This is a genomic window from Exiguobacterium sp. SL-9, from assembly GCF_004336985.1.
Taxonomy (GTDB): domain Bacteria; phylum Bacillota; class Bacilli; order Exiguobacteriales; family Exiguobacteriaceae; genus Exiguobacterium.
The window spans coordinates 46,175-63,677 of sequence record NZ_SJUO01000001.1 but is presented as its reverse complement, the minus strand read 5'-3'; the positions used below and the strand labels follow the sequence as shown (position 1 = coordinate 63,677).

17 protein-coding genes and 2 riboswitches are annotated in these 17,503 nt (G+C 53.5%); of the genes, 4 read left to right on the top strand and 13 right to left on the bottom strand.

From position 1 onward, the window contains the following. Positions 1-4: 4 nt before the first annotated feature. The 3 genes from EVJ34_RS00320 to EVJ34_RS00310 form a co-directional block, all read right to left on the bottom strand. Positions 5-1,141, bottom strand: a complete 1,137-nt coding sequence (locus tag EVJ34_RS00320) for a hypothetical protein (protein WP_131484410.1) — start codon at positions 1,139-1,141, stop codon at positions 5-7. Next, positions 1,138-2,349 (bottom strand): hypothetical protein, encoded by a 1,212-nt coding sequence (locus tag EVJ34_RS00315; RefSeq protein ID WP_131435067.1) that lies wholly within the window; start codon positions 2,347-2,349, stop codon positions 1,138-1,140. The genes EVJ34_RS00320 and EVJ34_RS00315 overlap by 4 nt, the downstream gene beginning before the upstream one ends. A 70-nt stretch (positions 2,350-2,419) precedes the next feature. After that, the gene (locus EVJ34_RS00310) at positions 2,420-3,592 is read right to left on the bottom strand and encodes a MalY/PatB family protein (protein WP_131484409.1); all 1,173 of its coding nucleotides are present in this window, start codon (positions 3,590-3,592) and stop codon (positions 2,420-2,422) included. 116 nt (positions 3,593-3,708) lie between these two features. Between EVJ34_RS00310 and EVJ34_RS00305 the strand changes: the two genes are divergently transcribed. Then, on the top strand, positions 3,709-4,365 hold the full coding sequence (locus EVJ34_RS00305) for a M48 family metallopeptidase (RefSeq protein WP_131484408.1): 657 nt from the start codon (positions 3,709-3,711) through the stop codon (positions 4,363-4,365). A gap of 37 nt (positions 4,366-4,402) precedes the next feature. Here the strand turns inward: EVJ34_RS00305 and EVJ34_RS00300 are convergent, their stop codons facing one another. The 5 genes from EVJ34_RS00300 to EVJ34_RS00280 form a co-directional block, all read right to left on the bottom strand. Continuing rightward, positions 4,403-5,308: a methyl-accepting chemotaxis protein gene (locus EVJ34_RS00300; protein WP_131435072.1), complete on the bottom strand. Its 906-nt coding sequence runs from the start codon at positions 5,306-5,308 to the stop codon at positions 4,403-4,405. A gap of 204 nt (positions 5,309-5,512) precedes the next feature. Next, a complete protein-coding gene (locus EVJ34_RS00295; RefSeq protein WP_131484407.1) occupies positions 5,513-5,917 on the bottom strand; it encodes a hypothetical protein in 405 nt (134 codons plus the stop codon). A gap of 34 nt (positions 5,918-5,951) precedes the next feature. After that, entirely contained in the window at positions 5,952-7,208 is a 1,257-nt protein-coding gene (locus tag EVJ34_RS00290; protein WP_131484406.1) for a hypothetical protein, read from the bottom strand. Between the two features lie 128 nt (positions 7,209-7,336). After that, complete coding sequence (locus EVJ34_RS00285; protein WP_131484405.1) at positions 7,337-8,512, bottom strand: hypothetical protein; 1,176 nt, start codon at positions 8,510-8,512, stop codon at positions 7,337-7,339. Between the two features lie 106 nt (positions 8,513-8,618). After that, a complete protein-coding gene (locus EVJ34_RS00280; protein ID WP_131484404.1) occupies positions 8,619-9,002 on the bottom strand; it encodes a DUF302 domain-containing protein in 384 nt (127 codons plus the stop codon). Between the two features lie 170 nt (positions 9,003-9,172). Here EVJ34_RS00280 and EVJ34_RS00275 point away from each other — a divergent pair, with 170 nt between their 5' ends. Then, on the top strand, positions 9,173-9,568 hold the full coding sequence (locus EVJ34_RS00275) for a Spx/MgsR family RNA polymerase-binding regulatory protein (protein ID WP_021067479.1): 396 nt from the start codon (positions 9,173-9,175) through the stop codon (positions 9,566-9,568). A gap of 27 nt (positions 9,569-9,595) precedes the next feature. On the opposite strand, the gene EVJ34_RS00270 is transcribed toward EVJ34_RS00275, so the two are convergent. The 5 genes from EVJ34_RS00270 to EVJ34_RS00250 form a co-directional block, all read right to left on the bottom strand. Then, positions 9,596-10,258, bottom strand: coding sequence for a methionine ABC transporter permease (locus EVJ34_RS00270; protein WP_131435082.1), 663 nt, complete (start codon positions 10,256-10,258; stop codon positions 9,596-9,598). Next, entirely contained in the window at positions 10,230-11,264 is a 1,035-nt protein-coding gene (locus tag EVJ34_RS00265) for a methionine ABC transporter ATP-binding protein (protein ID WP_131435084.1), read from the bottom strand. The genes EVJ34_RS00270 and EVJ34_RS00265 overlap by 29 nt, the downstream gene beginning before the upstream one ends. A gap of 9 nt (positions 11,265-11,273) precedes the next feature. After that, positions 11,274-12,095 carry a MetQ/NlpA family ABC transporter substrate-binding protein gene (locus EVJ34_RS00260; RefSeq protein ID WP_131435086.1) on the bottom strand — a complete coding sequence of 274 codons (822 nt, stop codon included), beginning with the start codon at positions 12,093-12,095 and terminating at the stop codon, positions 11,274-11,276. 73 nt (positions 12,096-12,168) lie between these two features. Then, positions 12,169-12,273, bottom strand: a riboswitch (SAM riboswitch). Positions 12,274-12,313: 40 nt separating this feature from the next. Then, a complete protein-coding gene (locus tag EVJ34_RS00255) occupies positions 12,314-13,330 on the bottom strand; it encodes an iron-containing alcohol dehydrogenase family protein (RefSeq protein WP_131484403.1) in 1,017 nt (338 codons plus the stop codon). Then, positions 13,327-14,502, bottom strand: coding sequence for an aminotransferase class I/II-fold pyridoxal phosphate-dependent enzyme (locus tag EVJ34_RS00250; RefSeq protein ID WP_131435090.1), 1,176 nt, complete (start codon positions 14,500-14,502; stop codon positions 13,327-13,329). The genes EVJ34_RS00255 and EVJ34_RS00250 overlap by 4 nt, the downstream gene beginning before the upstream one ends. A gap of 77 nt (positions 14,503-14,579) precedes the next feature. Further along, a riboswitch (SAM riboswitch) is annotated at positions 14,580-14,680 on the bottom strand. A 174-nt stretch (positions 14,681-14,854) separates the two neighbouring features. Here EVJ34_RS00250 and EVJ34_RS00245 point away from each other — a divergent pair. Both EVJ34_RS00245 and EVJ34_RS00240 read left to right on the top strand, forming a co-directional pair. After that, on the top strand, positions 14,855-15,955 hold the full coding sequence (locus tag EVJ34_RS00245) for an AI-2E family transporter (protein ID WP_131435092.1): 1,101 nt from the start codon (positions 14,855-14,857) through the stop codon (positions 15,953-15,955). Between the two features lie 265 nt (positions 15,956-16,220). After that, positions 16,221-17,465: an MDR family MFS transporter gene (locus EVJ34_RS00240; protein ID WP_131484402.1), complete on the top strand. Its 1,245-nt coding sequence runs from the start codon at positions 16,221-16,223 to the stop codon at positions 17,463-17,465. The last annotated feature ends 38 nt before the right edge of the window (positions 17,466-17,503 follow it).

Genomic DNA, 17,503 nt, shown 5'->3' with positions numbered 1-17,503 from the left:
TTGGTCATAACTGCTTCGTCGACAGGATGACGATCGTCTCATCGAGTACCGTGTAATAGGCGTCTTCAAACGTTTGTCGCTCGTTCGTCTCAAGATTGAAGATGCTCACGCCACCCCCTCCTTCCGCCGATTCATGGATGAAATAAATCGAAGCGAGTACACGCTCGAACGGAGCCGTATCGAGGAAGCGAGCACCGTTCGTCGCGTCAATCAGTTCGGTGTGATCTTCTGATTCCTCAACCTTGATGAAAATCGTCGAGCTGACATCATCGTACGTGAAATCAATCGGTTCATAGGCCCCCCAGTCGATTACTGTCACCTCACGAAGCACGTCCGGTGCCGTCACCTCGTAAATCGTCTCTTCATTGGCGGCATCCACAAAAGCGGAGAACCGGAGCCGGTTGTCCCGCTCACCGAGGTATTGAACCGTGTCCCCTTCCCCATGAAGTCGAATCAAATCCTCGAACGGAATCTCACTATGCCTTTCTCGGACGGCCTCGACGGCATCATCGAGAGAACAGATGAGAATCGCCTCTGAGTGATCAATCGCATCGTCTGGAGAGACACGTCCTGCTTCAAGGGCCTCATAATAGGCGAACTCGTCCAAACGGGCGTTGCAGACGATATAAGGGACACCTTCTAAATCGCTCGTGAACAAGTACAACTCGCGGAACTTCCCGGCGTGCCCAACGAGCCGTTCGTCACGAATTCGCTCTTGGAATGCCGTCTCTGCATCATACAACCATGCCTCATCCGCATCCCCGAAGCTCGTCAAGAATAAGAAATAACGATCGGCTAGTACCCAATAGAGCGTACTATTTCCCCGCTTTTCAAAAGTTGCGAGCACCTCTTCTTCTCCGGAGCGATAGTCAAAGGCAATCAGCTCCGTTCGGATGACACCGGTCCGGTCCGGTGTCTCGTTCAAGAAATAGACGCGGCCACCACTGATAAACAGCTTCGAAATCCCGTAGTCTTCATAGACGCGACGACTGACCGGCGTGACGGTCCCGTTCGCTTCGTCATAACGGAAGATTGAGAAACTCGTCTCCCCAGACTTTTCCCGGTAATAGACAGATGTCTCGGTGACGGCAATCAAGTCTTCATGGCTAATCGACATGGCACGTGCATCAACGATTCTCATAGCGCACCTCTCTCATAAGAAGATTCGACCGGCTCGACGCTGACGATGCCAGGTGGTCGTTTTGGAAATGAAATCCGCAGATGGGCGAATTCGATGACAGACTGGCGAGGATCGGTCTTTTCGATCCAGCGAATTTTTTGTCGATTCGCCAAGGCATGACCAATCTTTTCTTCGATTTGGAACTCAGATATGCCGCGATAAGCGACTTTTTGGATATATGTTGCTTCATCGACCTCGAACTGTTGCCAAATCCCCATGACGAGTTGTCCAAGTGCCGACACCCGATGTTCCGGCAAACGAACCGCCCGTAGCGTCCGCTCGACTTCTTTCAAACATTCGAGTGGGTCGTCGGCCACTGCAAACAAGCGCTTTGCCGAGTTGTTCATGACCCGATAGCGTCGTTTCCCACTCTCAACGCGGAGTACTTGCGCATACGGCTCGACCGGTACACCGTGAAAGAATGTATCCGTCCCGCCCCAGGAAAACCCGAAGGCCGGATCGAACTTTTGAATTGTCTTCATGAAGGCGAGCATGAAATCCTCGACCTCACGCCGCTCGAGCCGCAACCATTCAGCAAGCGCGAGCGTGCCTCTGTCCTTCTGGATGCGGTGCACTGGGAAGAACAAGTCTCCCTCAGCCAGACGATGTGGTTTGAGCTCGGTCCCATCAGCACGATAGTCCGTCGCCGGACGTCCGCTTCGGCCCGAATAAATAATCCATTCGTCAGCCGTGCTCTCGAACGCATAGGCTTGGTGGGCCCATGGCGGTGTGGCGTATAGCGCCGGATATTCCTCATACGTCTCAAGGTGAAGGAACGAGCGGTCGTTCCAAAGATGGGCAAGCAGACGAACGATTTCCCCGGTCTCTGACTCTTTCGGCGCGATATAGTTTCCCGTGTTACCGATATACGTCAAGACATGGAAGTCGTAGGCGTGATATAGATGGCGGACGATGCGCTCAAACACGGCGGCGACCATCCGCTCGAACAGCGGATGATCCTCGTTACGGTCGACCGAAGTGGCATCGACCGTGCACATGAGCCATCCCATGCGCACGTATAGCCGAATTCGGAGCGGATACGAGATCAACGGGGACGAAGACGCTTGAATCTCCGTCAGTCCGAGGTTGGCCATATTCTCGACCTGTAACGTGAATCCGCTACGCCTCAGTTGTTCCTCCATCTTCTTTTTCCAATTGATCGTCTCCATTCACATTCACTCGCTTTCCGTGGCCATCGTTCTTGTGAGGCTCATTGTGAAATTTTTCCCGTTTCTCGATTCATACAAACGCCTTTCCGCCGACATGGTCGTTGAGACGTTTGAGCGCCTCATCAAGAATGACGCGGGACGTCCCGAAATTGAGCCGTTCGAACGCCTGTCCCGATTCGCCGAACGGGAGACCCGGTGACAAGAACAGTCGGACTTGATCGTGCAGCCATTTCTTCCGCGCCTCCGGTTCAAGACCTAGCCCCGTAAAATCAATCCACAGGAGATAACTCGCCTCAGGCTTGAACACTTTCAGTTGTGGTAACGCTTCACTGAACCGTTCGACGAGGTATGTCGCCTGTTCTTCGAGTTCTGCCGTCAATTGGTCGAGCCAACGCTCCGCACGTGGGTCCGTGTAGGCCGCAATAATGGCCGTATTCGCAAACGGCGTTGGCAATACATGGTGTTTATTTTGGACTTGGATAATCCGTTTTCGCATCGCATCGTCTGGACAGATGATGTACGACGCGAACAACCCGGCGATATTGAACGCCTTCGATGGTGCACTCACCGTGATGACGTCGTCATCGAGGCGATTGAGGGTGGTGTGTCGTTGTGACGGATAGGTCAAGTCGGCATGAATCTCATCCGAGACGAGAATGACATCATGGCGACGCGCCAGCTCGACGACTTGCTTCAGCTCGGCCTCAGTCCATACCCGGCCGACCGGGTTATGAGGTGAGCAGAGCAAGAACAGCCTCGCCTTACGCATCTTCGCCTCGAGCGCGTCGAAGTCCATCTCGTAGCGACCATTGACTTGACGGAGCGGGGCGTCGAGCAACTCACGTTTCAACCCGGTCACGAGTTCATGAAATGGCGGATAAACGGGCGACTGGATGACGACACCATCTCCTTCCACCGTCAATGCCTCGACGATATGTGTCAATCCCGGCACGACGCCGTTCGAGAACAGGACATGATTCGCTTCGACCTTGAGCCCGTGACGACGGTCATACCATGAGCTAACGGCTGCTTGCGCTTGTTTCGAGAACAACGTGTATCCGAACTCGCCTGTCGCGGCACGTGCCGTGAGCGCTTCCGAGATGGATGGCGCCGTGCGGATATCGATATCTGCGACCCAAAGCGGCAAAACGTCATCTTTTAAATGGAACCATCGGTCGAGTCCGTCCCATTTCACCGAGTCTGTTCCGGCCCGGTCAAGTGATTGATGTAAGATTGATTTCATGTTCATCCCTCCTACCCCTACTGTAACAAAAAACGAGTGGTCGAGTCCGCAAAACGATGGCGGATTCGAGGCACGTCGGCTATAATCGACCGAGATACTTCAAGGAGGTGAACCCGATGACCGTGATTGTCATCCGTCATAAACGCCGAAAACGGGCGGCCTTTTTCGTGACGCCGGAAGGAATCGAGCTACGGATTCCAGCGCGCCTCCCGAACCGGGTCGTCGAGACGATTTTATCTGAACACGCCGACTGGATTGCGGAACGCTTGGCGACACTGCCGAAACGCGTCGTCTTGCCCGAAGACAGGTTGAACCTACATGGGGAGACGTTCCCGCTCGTCAAAAGTGATACCGAGACAAGGTTCCGTTTCGACGGCCAAAACTTTCACTGTCCCGTTGTGTGGGACGAGTCATCGCTGCGGAAAGCGTATGAGGCTTGGCTCCGTGAGCAAGCCCTCGCCTTCGTCACGAAGCGGGAACCCTATTATGAACGTCAGCTCGGCGTGAAGGCGAACCGAATCCGTATCGGTCATCAAAAGACGCGCTGGGGGTCGTGCAGCTCGACCGGGACGATTTCGATCAACGTCCGGCTCATGCTCGCCCCGCCCGATGTCATGGATTATGTCATCGCCCATGAATGGTCCCACCTCGTCCATTTCGATCATTCAAAAGCGTTCTGGTCCACGCTCGCGTCGGTCTACCCGGACATCACAGGCGCGATGGGTTGGTTGAAGCAACATGGCCATACGTTACAAATCAAAAAAGCCAATTGAACGTGTCCTGATTTAACGGGCATGTCCAATTGGCTTTTTAGATGGCGGAAGTGAACCGCTCGGCCGTATCGTTCAGCGATTCCGCCGACTGTTCGATATGTTCAAACCGTTCGAGCGTCTGTTCCATAATACGCACGCTCTCTTGAATATCTGTACTAGAGCGAGAGACCCCGTCAACAATCGAGATGAGTTCTTTGTTCATCCCGTCCGTGTTCGATCGTACTTCGATGACGGCCCGTTCAACGAGACGCGATAAGTTACGGACCTCGGTCGCGACGACGTTGAAACCGAGACCGTGTTCACCTGCCCGCGCGGCCTCGATGGCGGCATTGAGCGACAACAGGTTCGTCTGAGCGGCGATTTCTTTGATCGTGCTGGCAATCTTCGTAATCTCGCCTGCCTGCTCTTGCAAGTTTGTGAGTGTATTCAAATTTTGATTTGAATCCGCATCAAGCCGTTCGATCGTCTGCTTCAATTGTTGACTCTCTTCCATCCCACGACGGGCCCGGTCATCGAGGTTTTCCGCCATGACCCGGAACGAGCGAGCGTATTCCTCGATCGTCTGTTGGCGACCGGTGATGTCCGAGGCGATTTTGACGACGCCGACGACCTCGTCCTCTTCATAGATTGGCATGTACGTCGCCTCGAGCCAGATTGATTCGCCCCGTGCGTCAACCCGTTCGATCTTGTCGGCTGAGCTGAAGCCGTCGAAAAGTTTGTTCCAAAACGCTTGATAGTCCGGGCTGCTGACGAAACTTGGTGTACAGAACAAGTGGTGATGCATGCCAATCATTTCGTCACGTTTATATTTCATCGCCTTGGCAAAGAGGTCGTTCACATCAACGACACGTCGCTGACGATCGAATCGAATCATTGCGACGTTCGCCTCGAGTGCACGCAGCACGTCAGGGGATGAGAGGCTAGCGCTTTTTGTTAGTTCCATTACGATTATTCCTACCTTCTTTTCTTGATTTCGGTTAGTACTCTATTCCTGAAATGTAGCGGGATTATAGTGTAACCTGTGCAAAAAGTCCTGAATAGCATCGATTTTTTAAAACGAGTCAATATCTTGAGTTTGAAGTGTTTTCCAGTTCTTTTCTCAGCTGGTGTCACTAGAAAAAGACCCGCGCTCTGCACGGGTCCATCATCATTCGTATTCATCAAATACTTCTTGGAACAGCGTGACTTGGTCGGACTTAAGTTCGCCCCGGCTGTCTCTTGGGTCGATGCCGCCCATCATCTGTTCTTCATACCAGATTCCGAAGTCGAGCGAACGCTCCGGCGCATCTTCCGGCGTGTACACGAATGTCACTTTCACATCCGGTTCCCGCTCGATTGGGACGGGCTGGTCTTCCCACTCGACTTCATCCGTCGTTCGGTCAAGCTGAGCAGACGTCTCAGCGTCGGTAATGATTCGTGTAGCCCCATAGTCGCCATCGACCTCTAACGTCTGATACAAAATGCGAGACGGATCCAAATTTTCTTCGCTACTGGCACAACCGCCAAGCAGAAATCCCATCCAGATGACACATCCTGCCAACATGCGTTTCAACAGCGCATCCCTCCCTGATTCACGTCCGATCTGTTCATTCGAACGCTTGCGGATACAATTCTTTAAACGTTTCTGACCCGGTACTCGACAGTTTGAACACTTCTCCGTTCTTCACGTCTTTTATGAAGATATCAACTTTTTTCGACCGTTGCTGGTAACTGACCTCGAACTGTTGCCCAAGATTCCCGTGCAATAGCGTCAAATACTTATAGTCTTCCGTTTCACCGCTCTTCGTCGTAGGGCGAGCGGTCTCGATGGCTTCGACCAATCGATCATACGCCTCCCCACTCACGCTGACGGCGTCCGGATAAGGGAGCGGGACTTCACGGTGGTACGGATACTTATGGAGATAAGCGATCGAGATCTTCTCTAACTCGGTAGAATCACTGAGCAACGGGATCGGTTTGAACCGCATCCACAATGTCTTCGTCACCATCTGTCCGTTCAATTCGACCGTAATATCGTAAAGCGGAATCTGTTTCGACGGTTCCATCGTTCCACCTTCGAATACCCGACGGAAGGTCAGACTGTCCGCCCCATTGAGTAGATCGGTATCTTGTAGAATGGATGAGGAGTAGCGAGCCCCGTCCCCGCCATAGGACATGAGCAGATGAGGCAGGTTCGTCTCCGTATCCCGCCCTAGTGCAATGAACACATCGAACGGTCTGAGGTTCGGCGAAAAGTCGAAGGATGGGCTAAAGAAGCCCCATTCTCCAATCCCAATCTCGACCGTACCGTTAAATCCGGGGGACATCCTCATGAGCGTGACCGGATACGGCTCGATGTCTTGTCCATTCTCGTAGAAGGCGTCCGGCTGATGTAGCGAGGCCCGCTCGTTCTCCGTCGCGACATGGACGGTCGGAAGGAACGAGACTTCAGTGCCAACTTCGTCTTTTAAGAAAGACGGCCGTGCCTCGAGCTCGACGGCTTGGTACCCTGGTATCCCATCCATCTGGTCTGATCGACAGAGCGCATAGACCGCATCCCCTTCGACATAGGTCACTTCGTTGAAAGCATATCCATCATAATCCTCATTCATGAACGGGGCACGGGTCGCATACGCCATCCCGAGCACCGAGAACGTCTCTTCGTCTAGTTCGGCCAATCGTTCTTTGTCTTCACATTGGTTCAAAATTGTTTCGGCATTTACTTCCGGCTCTTGACTGTTTATCGTAACCCGTTCGGCTTGCCAGTGCTCCTCGACATGGCCGTAGCGGACGACGTCCACGTCTTCCGAGCAGCCTGCCGTCAACCATAACAGTGACAATGCCATCAACGCTCGTTTCTTCATGTTCAACCCACTCATTTCTTCTTCAAATCAGGGAAGTAGGACAAGAACGTCTCGGCCCCTTCGCTCGTCAGTTTATATGTCTCTTCGGTTGATCGGTCGGTCACGTAGATGTCCAACTTCTTCGATCGCTATTTATACGTCACCTCGAACTCTTGACCTTTGTGTCCATCGACAATCGTCAAGTATCTGTAGTCACCCTCATCGCCTGAGCGGTTCGTCGGTTCAGCAGAGTCGATCGCTTGGACGAGGTCGTCCATCTCGTTGCCGGCCGCTTTTAAGAGCGCTGGGTATGACAACGGAGATTCTGTATTGAACGGTTGTTGGTGAAGGTAAACGAGTGGACCGGTCACAAGTGGCATGTAGTCTTCCTCAGGCTGTGTCTCGAGCTTCTTTCGTTCCGCTGTCGACAATAAATCCGAGGTGCGGTAGTTGAACCCCATCGTCTCATTGACGACTTTTCCATCGCGGGTATAGGAGAACTCATACAGCGGGTAAGTCTTGTCCGGGACGAGCTCCGTCTCAAGCGGGAGACGTTCGACGGTTAACGCCTCATATGTATGTCCTTCTGTGGTCGGGTCAATCATCGACTCGAGCGGAGTCACAGAAATATAAAGATCCGCAAACATGAGCAGCAAATACGGTTTCTCAGTGAGCTTGTCATAACCAATTGCCAATTTGATATCAGTCATGCCGGCCATCGACGGGTCGAACGAGAACAACGGATATGGACTCGGCATTCCTCCGACCTCCAATTCAATCTCACCGTACAGAGCCGGGGAAAAGGCGACGAGCGTATCGAGGAACGGTTCAATCGGGTTACCTGACTCATTCAATTCATCCGCATTGCGCAAGGCGGTTTTGGCGGAATCGTCGGCCGGTCCGACTACGGGATAGCGATTAATCGGTGTACCTGTCTTCACGTCCACATCGTCAGGGAACGACTCGATCACTTGCGCTGAGAATCGATTTGATGCCATATCACGACAAATGGCATAATTTTCATCTCCTTTCATATACGATACGGCCTTGAACGCATACTCTTCACCCGTGTCCGTCATCGGATAACGGTTCGCCACAATCGTATCGAATACGGTCAAGTCGCCTTTTAGCTCGGTCGTCAAGTCACCGGTACAGGCTTGAAGTGTCTCGTCCGCTGAATGAAGGGAAATCAGCTTCTCTTCGTCATACTTGTTAACGGTCCAATGCGCGTCGACGTACGACAAATTCACGACGTCTGGCTTTTCCCCATCGCAACTGGCCAATAAGCCCATGGATAATACGAGTGCACTGGCTAACTTTTTCAAATCATCCGCCCCTTACAATCTATTTGCACCAATTTTACCATTATATGACTTTAAGGAGGAACAGGAAAAAACCCGTCCACTCTCATGGACGGGTTCGCTCATTCAATTATACGGCTTGATCAATCGCACGCGTCAGTCGCGTCTCGACGTCGTGGGCAATCGATTGAAGCGACTCATCCTCAATCAGCTCGATCAGTTTCGTCGGCTTCGGCATCCCGACATGGGTCGCCCCGTCTTTCGTGAAGACAGCGAGCTTACACGGCAGGAAATAGCCGCCTTCCCGATGTGCCGTAATGACTTTCTTCGCTTCTTTCGGATTACATACTTCTAGGATCCGATAGTCCCCGTCGATCGCTTGGCCTTTCTCTGCGAGCGTCTCGCTCAAATCAAAGTCCCAGAGCACTCCGAACTCTTCTTCCTTGAGCGTCGCTTTCAGCTTCTCGACGACCGCTTCGACCGTCTGGTCTGTCTTGACCGTGTAATCAAACATGCGAATCCCTCCTCGGTTATGGTCTCTTTCGTCATGTACCCGAACTGACTGACGACAAATCGTTCGATGTGATAAAAAATATATGTGATTTGAAACATATTCGATGTCCGTTACGTATGTATGAGAGAAAATAAAGAAGTCCAACCTTACGCAAAGGAGAAGTGGTTGCCGTGACGGTCACCGTATTCACACATACAAGCTGCAGTTCTTCCCGTAAGACGATTGATTGGTTACGCGAACAGAACATCCCATTCATCGAGAAGAAATTGACCGATCAAGGGATGTCGTTCACCGAGTTCAAAGACATGCTCCGCCTCACCGAGAATGGGACGACCGACCTGTTGTCCGTCCAAAAGAGCGTGTACAAACAAGCGGCGGACCAACTTGACGAGATGTCGCTCCGTGAGCTGTACAGCTTTGTGGCGTCGCACCCCCAGATCTTGAAGAGTCCGATCGTCGTTGACGACAATCGGATTCAGATCGGGTTTAGCGAGAAAGAGATTCGTACGTTTATCCCGCGCCATGACCGAATCGCCGAATTGAAACGATTGCTCGACAACAAGTAAGAGCCCTGCCGAAGCAGAGCTCTTTTCTTATGCCTTCTTGAGCCGGGCCGCCAAACGGTTCCCGAACGATTGAATCGATTGGACGAGTAGGATGAGGACGAAGATCGTCACATACATGACCTCCGGCTCGAAGCGGAGATGGCCGTACTGATAGGCGATATCGCCGAGCCCACCTGCTCCGACGAGACCGGCCATCGCAGTCGCCCCAATCAAACCGATCGTCGCAATCGTCAACCCGAGCACGATCGAAGAACGCGCCTCCCGAATCAATACATACCAGATGATTTTCCGGGTCGAGATGCCCATCGCCTCATACGCCTCGACGACACCACGGTCGACCTCGAGCAGCGCTGACTCCATGAGACGTGCGATATACGGTGCCGTGAACACGATGAGCGGCAACAGTACGCCTTGGACACCGATTGTCGTCCCCATGATGAAGCGGGTGAACGGCAGGATGAAGAACAAGAGGATGATGAACGGGATCGAGCGGACGACGTTGATGACGCTTGATAAAATACCGTAGAAATAACGGTTGGCGAGTCGGCCGTTCGGACGCGTCAAGACGAGGAACGTCCCGAGCGGCAAGCCGATCAACGTCGAGATGACAAGCGCGATGCCGGTCATCGTGAGCGTCTGAATCGTCCCCGTCCAAATCAAGTCACCCCAATTTCCCCAAAACTGAACCATGGCTCGTCACCTCCTTCACTTTCACGCCGCTCGCTTCCAAGAAGCGGACGGCTTGGTCGGTCTGAGCCTCATCGCCGTCCAAGTGGACGAGCAGATTGCCGACGAGACCACCTTTTAGCTTTTTAATGCCACCCCCGATGATATTCGGGAGCAAGCCGAACCGTTTCGTCAACTGGGCGAGCACGGCCTGTTCACTTTGATGGCCGATGAACGACAAGTTGACGAGTGTCCCATGTGTGCTCAATTCTTCGACGACTTCTTTCGGCACGTCGAGGTTCGTCTTCAAAAATTTCCGTGTCGTGCCGTGCTGCGGGTCCGCGAACACGTCGAGCACGTTGCCTTCCTCGATGATTCGTCCTGCCTCGATGACGGCGACCCGGTCACAGATTCGTTCAATGACTTCCATCTCGTGGGTGATCAGGAAAATTGTTAATCCGAGTTCACGATTGATGTCGAGCAAGAGATCAAGAATCGACTCGGTCGTTTCCGGGTCGAGCGCGCTCGTCGCCTCGTCGCTGAGGAGGATATCCGGCTCGTGCGCTAGGGCCCGGGCGATGGCGACACGTTGCTTCTGTCCGCCCGACAGTTGTTCCGGGTAGTGTTTTCGATGCGCCGTCAATCCGACGATGTCGAGGTACTTATCCACTCGTTCACGGATCGTGCGCTTATCAAGTCCTTCGAGACGGAGCGGGATGGCGACGTTCTCTTCGACAGTCGCCGTCTTGAGCAGGTTGTAATGTTGGAAAATCATCCCGATCCGATGACGGAGTTTTGAGAGCCCACGTTTGTCGAGCTTCGTGATGTCCTGTCCCTCAATTTCGACATGGCCCGACGTCGGCCGTTCGAGCAGATTGATCATGCGGATGAGCGTACTCTTGCCGGCCCCGCTGCGACCGATGATGCCGAAGATCTCGCCTTTCTTAATCGTGAGCGTGACGTCGTCCAGTGCGGTCACAGTCCCTTTGTTCACCGTGAACGTCTTCGTGATTCCGTTAAGTGCAATCATAGGCCCTCCTTAAAACGCCGGGACGATCGAGCCGTTGAACGTCTCTTCGATGAACGTCCGGACCTCGTCCGAGTGATAGTACGATTTGAGCGTCGCGACGACTTCGTCATCTTTATTGTCGGTGCGGACGACGACGTAGTTCGGATACGGGTTGTCGACCGTGTCCTCGTGGAACAAGGCATCCTCGTTGATCGACAGACCGGCACCCATCGCGAAGTTTGTGTTGATGGCCGCGAGTGCGACTTCCGGGAGCTGGGTCGGGAGCTGTGATGCCTCGAGTTCGATGAATTCAAGGTTGAGCGGGTTCTCGGCGATATCACGTTTCGTTGCCTTGTCCGTCAAGCCTTCCTTCAGCGTGATGAGGCCCGCTGTCTCATAGAGACGGAGCGCGCGTAGTTCGTTCGCCGGGTCGTTCGGGACGGCGACCTTGTCGCCTTCTTTCAAGTCCTCGATGTCGGTCAATTTCTCTGAGTAGAGACCCATCGGGAAGGCGACAGTCTTGAACACGTCGTCGATTTTATAGCCTTTGTCGGACTTTTGCAGTTCAAGGAATGAGAGCGTCTGATAACTGTTCACGTCGAGGCTGCCCTCGGCGAGCGCCGTGTTCGGCGTATTATAGTCGTTGAACACTTTGATATCGAGTTCGAGGCCGTCTTCGGCCGCGAGTTCTTTCACTTTCTCGGCGATCTGTTGGTGCGGCCCGCCCGTGACGCCGATTGTGAGCGACTCCGTGCTGAGCGCCTCGCTCGCGTCCGATTGTCCGCACGCCGAGAGGGCGATGGCGGCGAGTAGTGATGTTCCTGCTAGTACTGTTTTCTGTTTGATGTTCATGTGTTTTTCCTCCTCCAAAATGAAAGCCCGCTACTCATGAAGAGTGGCGGGCACGACAAGACGAAGTCGGACACGCTCATCTCCCAGACGATTTCGTCTGTTGGAATTAGCACCATGATCATAATGATCTGGTTGCCGGGTTTCATAGGGCCAGTCCCTCCACCACTCTTGATAAGCAATCGGTCTATTTAATTGTTATCATCTTACTTTCAATTCTTTTATTTGTAAATAGGTAATTGTAAATTTTCAAAAATTATTTTCAAATAACCTTTATCAAGTGGTGCCGGCAACTGTTGTAACTCCGTCTCGGTTATGACGGAATCGACGAGAATCGGGATGTCACTTGTCCTAACCCCTAGCGTTTCGAGCGTCGTCGGGGCACCGAACCGTTTCAACCAAGCCTCCAAATACGGGACGTCAGCTGAACGACGCAACCGCTCTTGGACGATCAGTCCAAACCCGACCTTGTCACCATGCAAGAAAGAGTGGCTCGATTCGAAGCGGCTGAGCGCGTTATGGACCGCATGGCCCACGGCGACACGTGTCCCGGCGTCACCAAAGCCACCGACGGCTCCGCCGATGGCGATCACGTGATCGACCGCGAAGCGGACGGCATCGTTATACGACTCAAAAGCGTGCTCGCTCAAATCAAGTTCGACGAGACGCCCGCACTGCTCGGCCAAGGCGAGACCGGTGTTGACACCGGCGTCAATCGAGCTGTCGCCACTCAAATAGCGGGCCTCGTAAAATTTAGCGACCGTGTCGATGACACCGGCTCGGAAGTACTCATAGGGGGAGCGCATCATGACCCGCGAGTCGACGATGACCCGCTCGATGACGACGCGGAACATGTCGTACCGGTCGTAGCTCCCATCCTCCTCATAGACGACGCTGAGTGGTGTGAAAGCGGCACAGTTCGAGGCGAGCGTCGGGATGACGATGAGCGGGACGTTCCGTAGAGAGGCGACGAGTTTGGCCGTATCGACGAGCTTACCGCCTCCGACAGCGATCAACACGTCGGCGTCAAACGAATTGATCCGCTCGACTTCAGCGTCCGTACACTCTCCGCGGAACGCCGTGGCTGGATAGTCCGCAATCGCCGGATGGATGTCCCGGACAACGGCATATCCGTTCTGACCGTGCAGGACATGGGCCCGACGACCGTCAATCAAGTCGTCGAGACGGTCGAGCGCGTCATCGGAGTGGTCATACTCGAGCACTGCTTGACGAATCATGCCCGTACCTCCTCATAAGCGGCGAACAATCGTTCAATTCGTTCGACAGCCTCGTCAATCTTTGGTTCCGGTGAGACAAGACCGAAACGGACATAGCCGTTCCCTTCCGAGCCGAAGAAATAGCCCGGCGTGACGGCGACTCCCGCTTCATATAACAGCTTCCGCGAGAATGATTTGGCATCGCCCTCAGGCACTTTCGCCCAGACGAAGAATGAGCCTTCCGGCGGTTCGACGGCCCAACCGGCCCGATTCAATCCGTCGACGAGGCGATCACGACGGGCCTCGTACAGTCGTGCCAAATCGTCGCGAATGGTGCGCGGCGCCTCGAGCGCGGCGACGGCGGCCGCTTGGATCGCTGAGAAGACGCTGACGTGGACGTGGTCCTGATACGTATTGATTGCTTCGATGATGTCAGCGTTCCCGACGGCAAAGGCGACGCGCCAACCGGACATGTTGAACGCCTTCGACATCGTGTACACTTCAATGCCGACGTCTTTCGCCCCTTCTGCTTGCAGGAAGCTCGGCGGGACATGTCCATCGAATCCGATGCTGCCGTATGCGAAATCGTGGACGACCATCAAGTCCCGCTCCTGGGCGAACCGAACGGTGTCGTCAAAGAATGCTGGTGTGGCGACGGCCCCCGTCGGATTGCTCGGATAGTTCAAGTACATGAGTCTCGCCCCTTCCGTATCGAGCGTCTCATAGTCGGGGAGGAAACCGTTCTCCTCGCGTAAGATGAGATCACGGACGACGGCACCGGCGAGTCGTGCCCCGGAGATGTAGTCGGGATAGCCCGGGTTCGGCAGCAAGATCCCGTCCCCTGGCTCGAGCACGCATTGCGGAAGTGTGATGAGTCCGGATTTGGAGCCGATCAGGATTGCGACTTCTGTCTCCGGATCGAGCTCGACCCCGTACTCGTTCAAATAGAACGTAGCCACCGCTTGCTTCAGACGGGCCTGTCCTCGGAACGGACCGTATTGATGGGTCGAAGCGTCGAGGAGCGCCGTCTGGAGTGCATCACAAATCGGCTCCGGCGTCGGTAGGTCGGGCGTTCCTTGACCCAGTCGGATGATATCGCGACCTGCCTGTTCGAGCTCGGCGACTTCAGCGGCGAGTCCGACGAAATGTTGGGGCGGTAACGTCTTAAGTAAGTTTGAGCGTCTGTCAGTCATGAATAGTCCTCCTATGCAAAAAACACCCCTTTCCGCGGAAAGGGGTGTCGAGATACGGACGTATTCAAACAACCACCTTCCCATCTCTCAAGGTCACCTTGCTGGAATTAGCACAGTATTGAATCAATCTGTTGCTGAAGCTTCGTCGGGCCAGTCCCTCCGCTTCTCTTGATAGAAAGTGTTTTATATGCAATTTGTCTTTTTGTAATATGTCACTTAGTTAACCAAACGTTACCAATCTTGTCAATCCTTTTTCGAAAATGTGTGCCCCCTATTGAATCCCGGTAAAAAAACGGTCATAGTAAAAAGTGAACACTATTCTACAAAATTTAAAGCATGAGGGGATGGACCATTGGAACTAAATCGTCAATTGATTTGGAAGTTGAGCGTCATCGGCCTGATTTTACTTGTCCTCTGGAAGGTCATCAGTGAGCCGGATACGATTTCTCGTGTGCTGCACTACGCGTTCCAGTTGCTGACACCGATCATTATGGGAATCGCCATCGCACTGCTCCTGAATACCGTCCTGTCCTATATAGAAGAACGGTTTCACTTAAAACGTTATCAAGGCTTGCTGATCGTCTATGTCACGTTCATCGGAATTCTCGTCATCTCTGCGGTGACGTTGTTCCCGCGCATCTATTCGAGCGTCGCCTCGCTCATCGAGGAGCTCCCATTCTACATCCGTCAGATCGATGGGTTTCTCGCCCAGCTGAACACGTACTTGAAAGAGTACAACGCAACGATCGCCCAGGCCATCGACTTCAGTCGCTTCGAGGAGCGCTATTCCGGTTGGGTCGAGACCGCCGTCTTGTCATCGGTCAGTTACGTGTCGAGCTTCACGATGACGCTCATCAATTTCTTGATCGGAATCGTCATTTCAATCTATCTATTGAAAGACAAAGAGGTCTTTGCCCGTATGTTCAAGCGTCTGTTGTACGCGATGTTCCCTGTCGCATCAGCCAAGACGACGATCGATATCTTTCAAGAGATGGACTACATCTTCAAGCGCTATATCATCGGAAAGTCGCTCGATTGCCTCATCATCGGGGTGATGGCCGTCGTCGGTCTGTTGGTGATCGGTGCGCCTTATGCGCTTCTCCTAGGCGTCATCATCGGAGTATTGAACTTCATCCCGTATGTCGGTCCGCTGCTCGGGATGATCCCGGCGTTCATTATCACCTATTTCTATGACCCGTTCACGGCGCTCATCGTCCTCCTGTTCATCTTCTTGCTGCAACAGTTCGATGGCCTTTGGCTCGGTCCGAAGATACTCGGCGACAGTGTCGGCATCACCCCGTTTTGGGTCATCACGTCGATCATCATCGGGGGTAGCCTGTTCGGCCTCGTCGGCATGTTCATCAGCGTGCCGGTCACGGCGATGATTCAAGTCGTATTGTCTCGCTTGATCGATTATCGGCTCAGTCGTAAGAATTTAAATGAATTATTATGACACATTGATGATTTAGGTTGACACATTTCACAGAAATATCATAATCTTGAAGAGAAGACAGTCCAATGTAGAAAGGAGAGGTACCGATGTCAGTCATTCAACGCTCGCACGTAAAAGTCCATATTGACCGGCAGGCGCCTCTCCGTGATTTGAATCCGTGACGTTCGCCTGCCTTCCGAGGCATGTCTAAGATCGTAGGGACGCGTATGCCTTTGTGCATGTTGCGTCCCTTTTTTCATTCCAAAAATTAAAGCAGGTGAACCTAATGATTCAATCACTTAAACGACTCGACCGCAATATTTGGATCCGTTTCCTCGGGGAGACGATCACCGGCGTTATGATGTTCATGATCGCGCCGTTCCTCGTCCTCTATTACAGCGACAAGCTCGACAGTTACATCCAGGTCGGCGTCATCATGGCGACCGGACCGATCATGGCACTTATCGGCTCGGTCGTCGGCGGACGACTCGCCGATCTATATGGCCGCAAACCGATCATGATGGCCGCCATCCTTGGAGATGCGCTCGCCCTCGTCGGTTTCGCCTTCGCCGAGACGTTTTGGCCGCTCTTGCTCTTGAACGCGATGCTCGGACTTACGAACTCGCTGTTCCATCCCGCCGCGAGCGCGATGGTAGCGGATGTGACCGAGCCTGAACAGATGAACGAGGCGTTCGGACTGTTGCGGATGGGCCATAACATCGGGGCGGCGTTCGGTCCGCTCCTCGGTAGCGCCGTTCTCTTTATCGACCGACAGTACATCTTTTATTCGGCCGCGTTCGTCTTCGTCCTGTACGCGCTCGTCCTCGGCCGCTACATCCGGGAGTCGCTCCCGGAGTCGACCGATGCCGACACGCCGTCGAACCGGGACGTCTTGCGCGTGTTCTACAATGACAAGGTGTTCCTCGTGTTCATCTTCGCCGGCGTCTTCATCTCGATGGGCTTTTCACTCATCGAGAGCATGTTGCCCCTGTTTTTGCGGGAATCGATGCCGTCGTTCACCGATCGCGAGAACCCGTTCGCCTACATGCTAGCTTTGAACGGCATCATGGTCGTCTTATTCCAGTTCCCGATCGCCTCGAAACTTGGCCGCAAGCCGTTCGGAAACGTCATGCTCGCCGGTGCGACCATCTTCGGTGTCGGCATGATCTTGATCGCCGTCATGCCGCGTCTCCTCTACTCACTCGGGACACCGTACCTCGTCCTTGTCAGCATCTTGCTAGCGGTGTACGCGTTCTATACGCTTGGCGAGATGATCATGTCACCGGTCCAACAGACGTTCATCGCCTTGATCGCACCGGAGAACATGCGCGGCGCTTATAACGGGGCCGCTAGTATCCAATGGTTGATCGGCGGGGTGACCGCTCCCATCATGGCGAGTTTGTTCTTCGACCAGCGGGCCGGTCACATCGCCTTGATACTCGTTGGAGCCGCTAGCTGCGTGTCAGGGCTCATTTATTGGCAACTCGGACGACGCATCAGTGCGGCCGAAGCGAAACAGAAGACAGCTTGATGTATAAAACCACACTGAACCTAGTCGTTTAGTGTGGT